The organism is Saccharothrix sp. (genome assembly GCF_031180885.1).
GTDB lineage: Bacteria > Actinomycetota > Actinomycetes > Mycobacteriales > Pseudonocardiaceae > Actinosynnema.
This window is the reverse complement of record NZ_JAPSLK010000001.1, coordinates 252606-267299: the sequence shown is the minus strand read 5'-3', so window position 1 is coordinate 267299 and position 14694 is coordinate 252606. Positions and strand designations below refer to the sequence as shown.

The 14694-nt window shown below is 69.5% G+C and carries 14 protein-coding genes and 1 tRNA gene; 11 read left to right on the top strand and 4 right to left on the bottom strand.

What is annotated here, in order from left to right:
- Positions 1–59 precede the first annotated feature (59 nt).
- The 6 genes from RIN75_RS01410 (at position 60) to RIN75_RS01385 (ending at position 6686) form a co-directional block, all read left to right on the top strand.
- Entirely contained in the window at positions 60–206 is a 147-nt protein-coding gene (locus RIN75_RS01410; RefSeq protein ID WP_170199033.1) for a hypothetical protein, read from the top strand.
- A 448-nt stretch (positions 207–654) separates the two neighbouring features.
- Positions 655–1029, top strand: coding sequence for an NTP pyrophosphohydrolase (locus tag RIN75_RS01405; RefSeq protein WP_309109879.1), 375 nt, complete (start codon positions 655–657; stop codon positions 1027–1029).
- 74 nt (positions 1030–1103) lie between these two features.
- Positions 1104–2933, top strand: a complete 1830-nt coding sequence (locus RIN75_RS01400) for an NHL domain-containing thioredoxin family protein (protein ID WP_309109878.1) — start codon at positions 1104–1106, stop codon at positions 2931–2933.
- A 49-nt stretch (positions 2934–2982) separates the two neighbouring features.
- Positions 2983–3276, top strand: coding sequence for a co-chaperone GroES (locus RIN75_RS01395; protein ID WP_309110417.1), 294 nt, complete (start codon positions 2983–2985; stop codon positions 3274–3276).
- Positions 3277–3948: 672 nt separating this feature from the next.
- A complete protein-coding gene (locus RIN75_RS01390) occupies positions 3949–5685 on the top strand; it encodes a VanW family protein (RefSeq protein WP_309110416.1) in 1737 nt (578 codons plus the stop codon).
- Between the two features lie 212 nt (positions 5686–5897).
- Positions 5898–6686 (top strand): DUF1206 domain-containing protein, encoded by a 789-nt coding sequence (locus RIN75_RS01385; protein WP_309109877.1) that lies wholly within the window; start codon positions 5898–5900, stop codon positions 6684–6686.
- Between the two features lie 76 nt (positions 6687–6762).
- On the opposite strand, the gene RIN75_RS01380 is transcribed toward RIN75_RS01385, so the two are convergent.
- Together RIN75_RS01380 and RIN75_RS01375 are read right to left on the bottom strand one after the other, a co-directional pair.
- On the bottom strand, positions 6763–8601 hold the full coding sequence (locus RIN75_RS01380) for an acyl-CoA dehydrogenase (RefSeq protein WP_309109876.1): 1839 nt from the start codon (positions 8599–8601) through the stop codon (positions 6763–6765).
- Positions 8602–8717: 116 nt separating this feature from the next.
- A complete protein-coding gene (locus RIN75_RS01375) occupies positions 8718–9422 on the bottom strand; it encodes a response regulator transcription factor (RefSeq protein WP_309109875.1) in 705 nt (234 codons plus the stop codon).
- A 230-nt stretch (positions 9423–9652) separates the two neighbouring features.
- Here RIN75_RS01375 and RIN75_RS01370 point away from each other — a divergent pair, with 230 nt between their 5' ends.
- From RIN75_RS01370 to RIN75_RS01355, 4 genes are all read left to right on the top strand, one after another.
- Positions 9653–11161 carry a sodium:solute symporter family protein gene (locus RIN75_RS01370; protein WP_309109874.1) on the top strand — a complete coding sequence of 503 codons (1509 nt, stop codon included), beginning with the start codon at positions 9653–9655 and terminating at the stop codon, positions 11159–11161.
- Between the two features lie 94 nt (positions 11162–11255).
- Entirely contained in the window at positions 11256–11630 is a 375-nt protein-coding gene (locus RIN75_RS01365; RefSeq protein WP_309109873.1) for a hypothetical protein, read from the top strand.
- A 14-nt stretch (positions 11631–11644) separates the two neighbouring features.
- Positions 11645–12100: a MarR family transcriptional regulator gene (locus RIN75_RS01360; protein WP_309109872.1), complete on the top strand. Its 456-nt coding sequence runs from the start codon at positions 11645–11647 to the stop codon at positions 12098–12100.
- Entirely contained in the window at positions 12097–12591 is a 495-nt protein-coding gene (locus tag RIN75_RS01355; protein WP_309109871.1) for a DUF5313 family protein, read from the top strand. The genes RIN75_RS01360 and RIN75_RS01355 overlap by 4 nt, the downstream gene beginning before the upstream one ends.
- A gap of 705 nt (positions 12592–13296) precedes the next feature.
- Here the strand turns inward: RIN75_RS01355 and RIN75_RS01350 are convergent.
- Together RIN75_RS01350 and RIN75_RS01345 are read right to left on the bottom strand one after the other, a co-directional pair.
- The gene (locus tag RIN75_RS01350; RefSeq protein WP_309109870.1) at positions 13297–13755 is read right to left on the bottom strand and encodes a helix-turn-helix domain-containing protein; all 459 of its coding nucleotides are present in this window, start codon (positions 13753–13755) and stop codon (positions 13297–13299) included.
- A gap of 231 nt (positions 13756–13986) precedes the next feature.
- Positions 13987–14057 (bottom strand) — tRNA-Gly (locus tag RIN75_RS01345).
- 37 nt (positions 14058–14094) lie between these two features.
- Here RIN75_RS01345 and dcd point away from each other — a divergent pair.
- Positions 14095–14676 carry a dCTP deaminase gene (gene dcd, locus RIN75_RS01340; protein ID WP_309109869.1) on the top strand — a complete coding sequence of 194 codons (582 nt, stop codon included), beginning with the start codon at positions 14095–14097 and terminating at the stop codon, positions 14674–14676.
- The last annotated feature ends 18 nt before the right edge of the window (positions 14677–14694 follow it).

Here is a 14694-nt window from a genome sequence, read left to right as displayed (position 1 = left end):
GTGTCGAGGGTGCATACTTGAGTCACACACCGAGAAGCACTCCGAGAGGGATGAACCCCGTGAACTTCACTGCGAAGCTCCGCGCTCGTCGTGTCGAGGCTCGCAACCGCAAGGCCGTTGCCCGCGCGATCGACCAGGCGCCCACCCCGGCCATGCGCCACGAGCTGATGGCGATCGCGCAGGCCCAGGTGACCACCCTCCGCTGAACCGCCCTCCGCGCGTGACGGCCACCCGACATCGACACCGGGTGCACGCCCCGCCGTCGCGCGCGACCGGCGAAGGGGGAAACGCCGGAGGCCCTGCCGCACCTCCCGCGCGGCAGGGCCTCCGGTTATCTTGAGTGCTGTGAAACGTGATCTGGCTCACACCCTGGAGAGGGTGTAACAGACCACTATCGTGTATCGATGTTCATGGTGACCCCGCGATGCTGTCGGACCCCCGACCTGGCAGCACCGCGGGGTTTCCCATGTGTCCCCCGACCAGGTTGCCCGGACTACTTGGACGTGGCCGAACCGGTCCAGGTGTCGTCGTCCTGTCTGCGGGCGCGCCGGATCATCACTGGTTCCCCCTGATGTGTTTTGTCCCCCATGGACACCATCCATGGTGCCACCGGGGTGCGACAGGTTTTTGAAGGTTTGCTGAGAGCATGGGCCGATGACCCTCCCGCTCCTGGTGGTCGACGCGGCCAACGTCGTGGGCTCCGTCCCCGACGGCTGGTGGCGGGACCGCGCGGGCGCGGCCACCCGCCTCCGCGACTCCTTGACCGCGGTGGCCGAACACGGCCTAACGCCGTTCCACGACGGTCCGCTCGAAGTCGTCCTGGTGGTCGAGGGCAAGGCCCGTCACGTGGAATCCATCCCCGGGGTCCGCGTGGTGGCGGCCGACGGCTCCGGCGACGACAAGATCGTCGAAGTGGTCCGCACCGACCCAGAGGACCGCCCCCGCGCAGTCGTCACCGCCGACCGCGAACTCCGCCGCCGGGTGACCGAGCTGGGCGCCGAAGTCCTGGGCCCAAGATCGGTTCGGTGATCCGAAGTCCCGCTCGCGTTCTCGACAAGTGGACCCCGGAACAGGCCGGCCGTCCCAGAGTGTTGACTTCGGTCGTGACGACTGCTCAGCGCCGCCGTGCTCGTGTCCGCGCCCCCGAACTCGTGGGCCGCGGGTGGCTCAACACCGGTGGGAAGGACATCAAGCTCGGCGACCTGCGGGGCAAGGTGGTCCTGCTCGACTTCTGGACCTTCTGCTGCATCAACTGCCTGCACGTGCTGGACGAACTCCGCCCCCTGGAGGCCGAGTTCGCCGACGTCCTGGTCACCGTCGGCGTCCACTCCCCGAAGTTCGTCCACGAGGCCGACCCCGAGGCGCTCAAGGCCGCCGTCGAGCGGTACGAGGTGCACCACCCCGTGCTGGACGACCCCGAGCTGACCACGTGGCAGAACTTCGCCGTCAAGGCGTGGCCCACGCTGGTCGTCGTCGACCCCGAGGGGTACGTCGTGCACGTCGCGGCCGGTGAGGGGCATGTCGACGCGCTCCGGACGGTCATCGGCGAACTCATCGCCGAGCACGAGGCCAAGGGCACGCTCCACCGCGGCGACGGCCCCTACGTCCCGCCCGCCCCGGCCGACACGACCCTGCGCTTCCCCGCCAAGGCGATCGTCCTGCCGAACGGGAACCTGCTGGTCAGCGACTCCGCGCACCACAGCCTGGTCGAACTCGGACCCGACGGCGAAACCGTCGTCCGCCGCATCGGCACCGGCGAGCGCGGCCGGCAGGACGGCCTCGCGCCCACCTTCTCCGAGCCCGCCGGCCTGGCCCTCCTCCCGTCCGACGCGGCAGCCGCGGTCGGCTACCACGTCGTCGTCGCCGACACGGTCAACCACCTGCTCCGCGGCCTGAACCTGGACACCGGCGAGGTCACCACCGTGGCCGGCACCGGCGAGCAGTGGCGCGACGGCGAGACCGACGGGCCGGCCGACGCGATCCACCTCACCAGCCCGTGGGACGTGGCCTGGTGGGAACCCGCCGGCGGCATCGCCATCGCGCTCGCCGGCAACCACACCCTCGGCCTGTTCAAGCCCGTCGAGCAGCGCCTCGAACGCCTCGCCGGCACCACCGTCGAGGGCCTGAGCGACGCCCCGCTCAAGGACGCCTTCTTCGCCCAGACCTCCGGCCTCGCCGCGCAGGGCGACCGCCTCTGGCTCGTCGACTCCGAGACCTCCGCCCTGCGCTACCTGGAGAACGGCCAGGTCAAGACCGTCGTCGGCAAGGGCCTCTTCGACTTCGGCCACCGTGACGGCCCCGCCGACCAAGCCCTCTTCCAGCACCCGCTGGGCGTCGCCGTCCTCCCCGACGGCTCGGTGGCGGTCGCGGACACCTACAACGGCGCCGTCCGCCGCTACGACCCGGCCACCGGCGAGGTGTCCACGCTGGCCACCGACATCGCCGAGCCCAGCGACGTGCTGTTCGTCGACGGTGAGCTGGTCGTCGTCGCCTCCGCCGCGCACCGCCTGGAGCGGCCCGTGGCACCCGGCACGAAGGTCTTGGGCGAGGCGCACCAGGTCAAGCGCCCGCCCACGGTCATCGCGCCCGGCGAGCTGGAGCTGTCGGTCGTCTTCACCCCGCCGACCGGCCAGAAGCTGGACGACCGCTACGGCCCGTCGACCCGTCTGGAGATCACCAGCTCGCCCCCGGAACTGCTGGTCGAGGGCGCGGGCGTGGGCACCGACCTGAAGCGGACGCTGCGCATCGCGGACGGCTTCACCGATGGTGTCCTGCACGTCGTCGCGCAGGCCGCGAGCTGCACGGACGACCCCGCCGTCGAGCACCCGGTGTGCAAGCTCACCCGGCAGGACTGGGGCGTCCCGGTGCGCATCAGTGCGGACGGACCGAACCGACTGCCGCTCATGATGGGCGGTCTGGACGAGGACGTGTAGAGAGCCCACGTAGACTCATCGGGTGCCCGATGTCAAGCTTGAGATCCAGATGCTGCACGACCGCGTCATGGTGCGGATCTCCCCGGAGGACGGCGAGCGCCGCAGCAGCGGCGGCATCCTGATCCCGGCCACCGCCCAGATGGCCAAGCGTCTGGCCTGGGGCGAGGTGCTCGGGGTCGGCACGAACGTGCGGCACGTCAAGGTCGGCGACCGGGTCCTGTTCAACCCGGACGAGCAGTTCGAGGTCGAGGTGCAGGGCGCGACCTACCTGGTCATGCGCGAGCGCGACGTGCACGCCACCGCCACCGAGCGGTCGGATCACGGAACGGGCCTTTACCTCTAGAACCGCCCGACCGTGATCGACGTGTGACGGCGGTCGGGTAAGCAGTCCCAGGACCTTGCGTGAGAGGCAAGAGGGGGAGCGGTGCCGGAGAACCAGAGACCGGAGTACGACGCTGAGCGGACCACGGCGTTCCAGCCGGTCCGCCCGTCGGGCACCGGTTCGGAGCGCCCGACGAACGGCTCCGGGCCGTCCGCCGGGGAGGCGCAGTGGCCCCGGGAAGAGGACGCCTGGCCGCAGGAGGAGCCCGACGAGCCCGCCGACGCGTCCGGCCGCGAGGCCGCGCCCGCCGACGCCACCGTGCGCGACGTCGCACCCTCGGACGCGACCCGGTACATCGACAGCGGCAACCTTTCGGCCCCCACGGGCGTCACCCACGATGTGCCCAACCCCCACCCCGACGAGGTCACCCGCAAGCTGACCCCGCCCGCCGACGAGACCCGCGCCTTCCCCGGCCCGCAGGGCGCGCCGGCGTTCGACGAGACCCGCGCTTTCGGCGGCCCGCAGGGCGCGCCCGCGTTCGACGAAACCCGGGCGTTCGACGAGACCCGCGCCTTCGACGAGACCCGGGCGTTCAACGGGCCGCAGGACGGTCCGCGAAACCCGTCCCCTTCCGAGCAGACCACCGTGTTCGCGACCCCGGTCGGCGAGCCGGAGGCCACCGTCCTGGGCCCGATGATGGTCGACGAGGGCACCGCCGCCGACGAGGACGACCAGCGCCGCAAGAGCCGCAAGAAGGTCGCGCTCGTCGCGGCCGGCGTGTTCGGCCTGCTCGTGCTCCTGTACGGCCTGGACATCCTGGTCTCCAGCGGCAACGTGCCGCGCGGCGTGACCGTCGCGGGCGTCGACGTGGGCGGCATGAGCCACCAGGACGCCGAGCAGAAGCTGCGCGCCGAGATCGGCCCCCGCCTGGAGAAGCCGGTCAAGGCGCGCGCGGGCGACGTGGACACCGAGGTCGACCCCAAGGCCGCGGGCCTGGAACTGGACTGGGCGGGCACGTTCGAGCGGGCGGGTGACCAGCCGCTGTCCCCGATCACCCGCATCACCTCGTTCTTCACCTCCCGCGAGGTCGGTTTCGCCACCCGCAGCGACCAGGGCAAGCTGTCCGCCGCGGTGGAGGGCCTGCGCGCCAAGACCGACCACGACCCGGCCGAGGGCACCATCAAGTTCGAGGGCGGCACGGCCGTCGCCGTAGACCCCAAGCAGGGCCAGAAGCTCGACGCCGCCGGCGCACGCGAGAAGCTGCTCGCCGACTGGGCGGACGGCGGCACGGTCGAACTGCCGGTCGCGACCACCCCGGTCAAGACGACCAAGGAGGGCGTGCAGAAGGCGCTCGACGAGGTCGCCAAGCCCGCCGTCGCGTCGCCTGTCCTGATCAAGGGCGAGGGCAAGGACGCCACGCTCACGCCCGAGCAGCTCTTCGGCACGCTGGTGTTCGAGCCCGCCGACGACGGCAGCCTGAACGTCAAGGTGGACAACAACAAGGTCATCGAGGCCGCAGGCCCCCAGCTCAAGGACACCGAGAAGGAGGGCAAGGACGCCGAGATCGTGTTCGAGGGCGGCCGGCCCACCGTCAAGGAGTCCGTGGACGGGCTGACCATCGACTGGGAGAAGTCGCTGGCCCCGTACCTCGACGTGCTCAAGCGCGCCGATCAGCGCGAGATCAAGGCGGAGTACAAGAAGTCGCCCGCCAAGGTGACCACCGAGCAGGCCAACCAGATGGGCATCAAGGAGGTCATCGGCGAGTTCCAGACCGGTGGCTTCGCGGCCGACTCGGGCGTGAACATCCGCGTGGTGGCGCAGAAGGTCAACGGCGCGATCGTGAAGCCCGGCGAGACGTTCTCCCTCAACGGCTTCACCGGCCCCCGCGGCACCGCCCAGGGCTACGTCGAGGCGGGCATCATCGAGAACGGCGCCCCCGGCCGCGCGGTCGGCGGCGGCATCTCCCAGTTCGCCACGACGCTGTACAACGCGGCGTACCACGCGGGCATGAAGGACGCCGGGCACAAGGAGCACAGCTACTGGATCTCCCGCTACCCGGCGGGTCGCGAGGCCACGGTGTTCATGGACGCCGCGGGCAACAGCCTGATCGACATCAAGTTCACCAACCCCGACCAGACCGGCGTCGCGATCCAGACCATCTGGACCCCGTCGTCGCTGAAGATCGTGCTGTGGGGGACGAAGAACTACGACGTCACCGGGTCCACCAGCGAGCGCACGAACTTCACCGAGCCGCAGGAGATCAAGAAGACCACCCAGCCGTGCGTGCCCAGCAACGGCTCTCAGGGCTTCACGGTGACGGACACCCGGACCATCACGGACCGTCGCACCGGGCAGACGCGGTCCGAGTCGCGGACGGTCAAGTACGACCCGTCGCCGAAGATCGTGTGCGAGGCCCCGCCGGCGGGTTAGCGCCGCATGAACGCTCGCCTCAACGCCTATGGTGCTCACGTGCCGTAGGCGTTGCTCTTCGCGCCGAAGGCGCTTCCTGTCGGCTATTCGGCCAAAGGAAGGGCGCCTCCAGGCCCGCTTCTGGCTTTTGATCTTGCGAGAGCGCGCCGACGAGTGGGGCGGCTTAGGGCTGGTCGGGGGCGGGTATTCACTCGATCGTGAGCGTGCATGAGGTGAGACGTCACCCGGCCGTGCAACTGCTCGGCCGGGCGGGGATGGTGTGCTACGGGGTGGTCCACGTGCTGCTGGCCGTGTTGACCGCGCAGGTGGTGCTGGGTGACACCGGGGAGCGCACCGACCAGAAGGGTGCGGTGGCGACGATCGCCGAGACGTCCCTCGGGCCGGTGTTGCTGTGGGTGTTGGCGGTCGGGCTGTTCGCGTTCGCGCTGTGGCAGGTGGCCATGGCGGTGTCCGGGTACCAGTGGGTGTCGCCGGAGCGGAAGCGCTGGTACCGGCGGTGCGGCTCGGTCGGGCGGGCGATCACCGGGGTCGTGATCGGTATCGCGGCCGTCAACTATGCGACCGGGTCGAGCCAGAAGACGTCCACCGAGCAGTCGCAGACGTGGACGGCGAAGGTGTTGGCGCTGCCGCTCGGGCAGGTGTTGGTGGGTGCGGTGGCGTTGTTCGTGATCGGGCTGGGGGTCGCGGTCGCGCGCAAGGGGGTCAAGAAGTCCTTCGAGGACGACCTCTACATGTCCGAGCTGCCGGCCGGGTCGCAGAAGTGGGTCGAGCGGCTGGGGCGGGTCGGGTGGATCGGCAAGGGGATCGCGTACGGGTTGATCGGGATCCTGGTCGGGTTCGCGGCCATCGAGGCGGACCCGTCGGAATCCGGCGGGCTGGACAAGGCGCTGCACACGCTCGCCGCCCAGCCCTACGGCATCTTCCTGCTCGCCCTGATCGCCTTGGGCTTCCTGGGCTTCGGCGTCTACTGCTTCGCGGCGGCCCGCGCCCACAAGGGCTGACAACGCGCACAAGGGCTGACGAAAAGGGCGGTCCCCCCAACGCCCCGGGGGAACCGCCCTGGTCCTCGCAGCAGGATCAGAACGCGGACTCGTCGATGTCCATCAGCGAGTTGTCGGTGTTCTCGGTGATCTTGCGGCGCGCGGACAGCTCGGGCAGCACGGTCTTCGCGAAGAAGGACGCGACCGCCACCTTGCCCTCGTAGAACGCCTTGTCCTTGGCCGACACCTGACCGTCGAGCTTGGCCAGGGCCACCTCGGCCTGGCGCAGCAGCAGCCAGCCGACCAGCACGTCACCGGCGGTCATCAGCAGGCGGACGGTGTTCTGGCCGACCTTGTACAGGTTGCGCACGTCCTCCTGCGAGCTGGTCAGGAAGCCGATCATCGCGCCCAGGATGCCCTGCAGGTCCTCCAGGCCCTGCTTGAGCAGCGCCCGCTCCTCCTTGAGCCGGCCGTTGCCGCCCTCGTTGTCGATGAACGACTGGATCTCGCCGTTGAGGAAGCCCAGCGCCTGGCCCTTGTCGCGGATGATCTTCCGGAAGAAGAAGTCCAGCGACTGGATGGCCGTGGTGCCCTCGTACAGGGAGTCGATCTTGGAGTCCCGGATGTACTGCTCGATCGGGTACTCCTGGAGGAAGCCGGAGCCGCCCAGGGTCTGCAGCGACTGCGCGAGCTGCTCGTAGGCCCGCTCGGAGCCGACGCCCTTGACGATCGGCAGCAGCAGGTCGTTGACCTTCTCCGCCAGCTCCTTGGCCTCGCCGCCCAGCGCGACCTGGTCCTGGAACGTGGCGGTGTAGAGGTACACCGCGCGCAGTCCCTCGGCGTAGGCCTTCTGCAGCATGAGCGAGCGGCGCACGTCCGGGTGGTTGGTGATGGTGACCCGGGGCGCGGTCTTGTCGGTCATGCGGGTCAGGTCGGCGCTCTGCACCCGCTCCTTGGCGTAGGCCAGGGCGTTGAGGTAGCCGGTGGACAGCGTGCCGATGGCCTTGGTGCCGACCATCATCCGGGCGTACTCGATGACCTGGAACATCTGCGCGATGCCGTCGTGCACCTCGCCGAGCAGCCAGCCCTTGGCGGGCACGCCGTGCTGGCCGAAGGTCAGCTCGCAGGTCGTGGAGACCTTGAGGCCCATCTTGTGCTCGACGTTGGTGACGAAGGCGCCGTTGCGCTCGCCGGTCGGCTCGCCGGTCTGCGGGTCGAAGTGCCACTTGGGCACCAGGAACAGGGACAGGCCCTTGGTGCCGGGCTTCGCCTCGATGCCGGGGCCCTCGGGGCGGGCCAGCACCAGGTGCATGATGTTCTCGGTTAGGTCCTGGTCACCCGAGGTGATGAACCGCTTCACACCGTCGAGGTGCCACGAGCCGTCCTCCTGGAGCACGGCCTTCGTCCGGCCCGCGCCCACGTCGGAGCCGGCGTCGGGCTCGGTGAGCACCATGGTGGCGCCCCAGCCGCGCTCGATCATGATCTCGGCCCAGCGCTTCTGCTCGTCGGTGCCGTTCTTGTGCACGACGGTCGCGAAGTTGGGGCCGGCCAGGTACATGTAGATCGCCGGGTTCGCGCCCAGGATCAGCTCGGACGCCGCCCACTGCACCGACGGCGGGATGCCGAAGCCGCCCAGCTCGTTGGGCAGGGACAGGCGGTACCACTCGCCGTCCCAGATCGCCTGGTAGGACTTCTTGAAGGACTCGGGCAGCGTCGCCGAGTGCGTCTTCGGGTCGAACACGGGCGGGTTGCGGTCGGCGTCGGCGAAGGACTCCGCCAGCGGGCCCACCGCGAGGTTGTTCAACTCGGCCAGCACGCCGCGCGCGGTGTCCTCGTCGGACTGCTCGAACGGCCCCGTGCCGAGGTGGTCCTGCACGTTGAAGACCTCGAAGAGGTTGAACTCGAGGTCTCGGACGTTGCTCTTGTAGTGACCCATCTCGTCGCTCTCTCCAAACAGGTCGGGGCTGTCCCCTACTGACCGGTAACAACAGTTTATTACCTGTCAGTAACCCCGGCAAGGGCGGCTACCCGGTTGTGGCGGAGCAGACGAGATCACTTCATGTTCGAGCTGAGCAGTCCGGCCTGGTAGGCGAGGGACACGGCGTGCGTGCGATCCCGGGCCCGCAGCTTGCGCAGGATGTTCTTCACGTGCGTGCGGACGGTCTCCACCGACACGTACAGCTCGTTGGCCACCGCCTGGTTCTCCAGTCCGTCGGCGATCAACTGCAGCACTTCGTACTCCCGCCGCGACAGCGCCCGCCGCGACCCGGCCTCGGCGGTCGGCGTGAACCCCGCGGCCAGCGGCGCGAGCGTCGGGTCGACGTACATGCGCTCCTGGTGCCCGCGCACGATCGCCTGGAGCACCTCGCCCACCTCGCCGCCGCGCGGCACGAGCCCGCGCACGCCCGCCGCGAGCGCGCCCCGCACGTACTTCGCGGTCCGGTGCGGCTCGCGCACGAGCGAGATCACCACGAGCTGCGGGTCGTTGCCGACCAGCAGGGTGGCCAGGTGGCCCTGCGGGTCCAGCACCGAGTCCACCAGCAGCACGTCCGGCCGCAGCCGCTCCTGGAGCCGCACGGCCGTGTGCAGGTGCCCGGTCGAGCCGAGCCAGTTCAGGCCCGGTGTTCGGCGCACGACCGCCGACAGGCCCTCGCGGAACAGCGGGATGGGATCGACCAGCGCGATCCCCGGCCCCGAGGCATGCCGGCCCGCGCCCGCGGGCAGCGGACGGCCGTTGACACCGGTTTGCATGTCCATGGGAGTTGTTCGCCGCGGGGACATGACGGGGTTTCGCGAAACAAAACTGTCGGTATGACTTGGTCACGTATGTGAACAAGAGTCACAACTGTGAGTCAGTTGGCTGCTGTGGTCTTCCGCACAGTGCAACGGCTCCGTAAGACCTACGTCACACACCCGCACGTGGGACGCCGCGCACCGCCGCCCGTTCTGTCGCGCTGCCGCCCGCCGAGGACGTTCAGGGAGGTTGGATGGGCACCCTCGACTGGCTGGTCGTAGGTGGGTACTTCTTCGTGATGGTGGCCATCGGCTACTGGTCACGTGGGCGGATCAAGAACATCGCGGACTTCTTCACCGCCGGCGGCAAGATGCCCTGGTGGCTGTCCGGCATCTCGCACCACATGTCCGGCTACAGCGCCGTCATGTTCGTCGCCTTCGCCGCCGAGGCCTACCGGCTCGGGCTCACCGTCTACATCTGGTGGGCGCTGACCATCGGCGTCGGCGTGGGCATCGGCGCGTTCCTGTGGGCCGGCGCGTGGAACCGGCTGCGCTCGAAGCACGGCGTGAAGTCGCCGCTGGAGTACCTCGCCCGCCGGTACAACGTGCCGACGCAGCAGGTCATGGCGTGGGCCGGCGCGGCGCTGAAGGTCGTCGACATCGCGGCGAAGTGGGTCGCGGTCGCGTTGCTGCTCAAGGGTTTCGCGGGCGTCGAGGTGTGGCTGGGCATCACGCTGGTCGGCCTGGTGACGATGGTCTACTCGGTGCTCGGCGGTCTGTGGGCCGACGCGCTGACCGACTTCGGGCAGTTCATCATCCAGGGGTTGGCGGGCATCGCGATGTTCGTCGCGGTGGCCGCGCACTTCGGCGGCATCTCCTTCATGTGGGAGATCTGGGACCAACTGCCGGAGTCGCACTCCGAGCCGTTGGCCGGTCAGTACACGTTGGTGTTCTTCATGGCGTTGTTCCTGATCAAGACGCTTGAGTACAACGGCGGCATGTGGAACCTGGCGCAGCGCTACATGGCCGCGCCGTCCGGGGCGGCGGCGAAGCGGTCGGCGCTGCTGTCCTCCGTGCTGTGGCTGGTGTGGCCGCTCGTGCTGTTCTTCCCGATGTGGGCGGCGCCGCTGATCGTGCCGGGCATGGAGGCCAACGCGGAGCAGGCGTACGTCGAGATGGGCAAGGCGATGCTGCCCGCGGGCATGGTCGGGCTGGTGCTGGCCGGGTTCTTCTCGCACACGATGGCGATGGTGTCGTCGGACGCGAACGTGATCTCGGCCGTGATCACCCGGGACATGTTGCCGCGCCTGTGGAAGGGCGTGACCCGGCTGTCCGAGGCCGCGCAACTGCAGTTGGCGCGGATCACGACGTTCGCGTTCATCGGGCTGTCCATGACGATCGCGCTGACGGCGGACACCAAGGGGTTCGTGCTGAAGGTCGTGATCGCGCTGGTGGCGGCGACGATGGGGCCGATCGCGATCCCGTTGATGCTGGGGCTGCTGCCGTGGTTCAAGCGGGTCGGGCCGTCGGCGGCGATCTCGTCCGTGGTGGGCGGGCTCGGGACGTGGGCGGTGCTGTACGTGTTGCAGCAGAACAAGGTGGAGTTCGTGACCCAGGCGGTGATCGTCTCCTGGCCGTTGCTGGTGTCGTTGGTGCTGTACCTGGTGGTCGGGTTGGCGCTGAAGCCGGAGCCGTCCGAGGACCGGGCCGCGTTGGTGGACTCGTTGCAGTCCGACGCTGAACCGGAGCGGGCGCGCGCGTGACGTTCCGTGGTCCCGCCCCCTTGCGTGGGGGCGGGATCACACTTGTGGGCAGTCTCATGCGGTTCGTCCGGCTTGTCGGACCCACAGTGGAGACATGGGTGCGTGGCAGCCGCGGGACGAGGTCGAGTCGGGGGCCGGGTGGCGCCTGTGGATGGCGCTGAGCGCGCGGGTGTGGCCGGACGAGTCGTGGGACGGCACGCCGGCCGCGGCGGTCGCCGGGTTGCACGAGATCGCGTGGGAGTGCGCCGCGCTGCGCTCGGCCTGCCCGGGTGACGCGCCCGTGCTGCGGCTCGTCGACTCGGTGGTGTTCGTGCTGAGCCTGCCGCTGGAGCTGTGGCGGGACGACCACCTGCCGGTCGACGCGGACCGCGCGGCGTTGCTGCACAGCGACCTGGCCGGGGTCGTCGAGCACTTCGCGGGCGTGCGGACGGTGCTGGCCGAGGGCGGGGGCTGGGCCGAACTCGTGTAGTAGTCTGCGTGCTAATGATTAGTGCACAAACTATCGAGGGCGACCCGCTGGCCCTGGAGCGGCAGGTCTGCTTCGCCCTGTCCATCGCGTCCAGGAACGTGGTGGCTCTGTACCGGCCCCTGCTGGAGCCGATGAACCTGACCCACCCCCAGTACCTGGTGATGCTGGCGCTGTGGGGCAAGGCGCCGCTGTCGGTGAAGGCGCTAGCGCGGATGCTCTCCTTGGAGCCCGCCACCCTGTCCCCGCTGCTCAAGCGCCTGGAGTCGATCGGCTACCTCAACCGCACCCGCGACACCGCCGACGAGCGCCAGTTGGCCGTGACCCTGACCGCGGCCGGTGCCGCCCTGCGCGAGCAGGCCCTGGCCATCCCGCCGGCCGTGGTGGAGAAGCTGGGCATGACCCTCGACGAGCTGGAAGCCCTCCACAAGGTCCTCACCCGCGTGATCGCAGCGACGGAGCGAACCCCATGAGTTCCCCCGACCACGCGGCCCACGAAAACGTCGTACCCCAGTGGGACAATGGAGACGGGGGCCGGAGGCCGCCCCTCGCGGGAGACGGGGGCGGGAGGCCGCCCCTCGCGCTGCGCGCCTGGTACCTCCTCGGCGGCCGCCTCCCGGTCCGCCACCGCGAGTGGGTCTTCCACCAGGCCACCAAGCCGTCCTGGCTGGCGTGGTTCGTGGTTCGCGCGTTCCTCCAGGTCCTGCCGCTGACCGTGCTGATCACCCTGGGACTGGTCTGGGGCCTGGGTTCGCCCCTGCCACTGGCCATCGCGTGCGGCTCCCTGGGGCTGGTGGTCGGCGTGTACTTCGCGGTGTCGTACGCGATCGAAAGCACCGACCACCGCATGACGAAGTACGGCTACCCACGCGCCGCCGCCAGCACGTACCGCAAGGAACGCGCCGCCGAAACGGATCGCGAGCGGCAGCGCCGGTACGACGCGGCCTGGCGTTCGGCCGAATAGGACGGGATTCCGCAGAGGTTGATCGGGAGCCTGTTCGACGCGGCTGGGAACCGCTTGAGCGACACGCCCTGATCAAGCCTTGAGCTTTCCCCACTTTCCTCGGTACGGGCGATCCACTTTCGTCGTACCCCTGGCCGGTGAACCACCCGGTGAGGGGCCGGAAACCTTCCGCCGCCGTGTTCGGATGGGCCGGATCCGGACCCCAGGGGGAAGTTTTGCGTTGGAAGTCCATGTCCGCGATCGCGCTCGTGGTTTGCGCGGCGGTCCCGTCGCCCGCCACGGCTGCGCCGCCGTCCGCCACGGCTGCGCCGCCGTCCGCCACGGTGGTGCCGCCGCGCGCCGCAGTGGTACCCGTCCCGGCTGCGTCGGGGACAGCCGAGGAAGCCGCCCGACTGCGCCGATGAGCGCGCCGAGCACCTGGCCGACCGCGTTGGCCTCGAAGCCGATCAGAGGCGGCGCTGTCGCCACCGGGCTTGCAGCACGGGAGTGCGCACTTCCGCGGCGAAGTCGGGAACGAGCTTGGTCAAGCGGTCCAGGAACTCCTCCGGCGTGCGGTGTCCCACGCGCGGGAGGTTGCGCTCGACTTCGCCGAGCACCTCGTCCGACCAGAGTGGACGGTAGGTGTTCGCTCCGCCAACCGCGGCAACAGGTCTGCCAGGCGGTACGGGATGAGCACACAGGCGTCGAGGAATGCGGGAAAGGGCACTAGCGGGTCCGGGTGAACTGATCCACGGCGTCGTAGGAACCGTCCTCGACAGCTTCACGCGCGATCTCGTCCAGCGCGGTGCGGCGGCGGACGCGCGCGCGTTCCTGGTAATCCAGCAGATCGGTCAACCGGACCCGCCGGTGACGCCCGCGCATCTCGAACGGGATTTCGCCCTCTTCCAGGAGTCGCACCAGAGTGGGACGGGAGATGTTGAGCATGTCCGCGGCCTGCTGCGTGGTCAGCTGGGTCGTCTGTGGCGCGATCGTGATCGCGAGCCCGTTCGACAGTGCCTCGACCACCTCGCGCAGTGCGGCGAACACCTCGCCGGGCAGTTTGATCTCCGTGCCGTCCGGGCCGACGAGCCTGGTGTGGCCGTGCAGGGCCTCGGCCGCGTGCGCCAACTCGCCCTGGTTGTCACCAGAGGGGAACAGGGTGTGCCGCCGCGGCGCCGCTGTCATCGTCGTTCCTTCCGGTCCTTCGACTTGTCACACAGTCTATCCGAAAAAAACGAAAGTCGCGGTGGCGGTGGCTCGGCCTCGACCAAGGCGGACGAGGGGTGACGAAGATGACGGATCCTCGGGAGCGCCTGTGTCGGTCGGCCGACCGTGCGGGTGGGCCTCGGGCCCGATCACGCCGAAGGCCCAGGTCGGTCCGGTGAACCGGGCTTGACCTGGGCCTTCGGCGTTCCGAGCGGGTGACGGGAATCGAACCCGCCTCTACAGCTTGGGAAGCTGTCGTTCTACCAATGAACTACACCCGCGTGCTGCGGCACCGATCATACACATAGGCTGTGCCCCGTGTTGTTGAGTGACCGAGATCTGCGCGAAGAGGTCGACTCGGGCCGCCTGGTGCTGGAGCCGTTCGACGACGTCATGGTGCAGCCTTCCAGCATCGACGTCCGTCTCGACCGGTTCTTCCGGGTGTTCAACAACACCCGCTACACCCACATCGACCCGTCCATCCAGCAGGACGACCTCACCTCGATCGTCGAGACCCCCGACGACGAGCCGTTCGTCCTGCACCCCGGCGAGTTCGTCCTGGGCTCCACCTTCGAGCTGGTCGCCCTTCCCGACGACCTCGCCGGCCGGCTGGAGGGCAAGTCCTCGCTCGGGCGGCTCGGGTTGCTCACCCACTCGACGGCCGGGTTCATCGACCCCGGGTTCTCCGGGCACATCACGCTGGAGCTGTCGAACGTCGCCAACCTGCCCATCACGCTCTGGCCGGGCATGAAGATCGGGCAGCTCTGCCTCTTCCGGCTCACCAGCTCCGCCGAGCACCCGTACGGGTCGAAGCAGGCGGGCAGCCGGTACCAGGGGCAGCGGGGGCCGACGCCGTCGCGGGCCTACCTGAACTTCCACCGGACCGAGACCCGCCGCTAGAGACGCCAGACCCGCCGC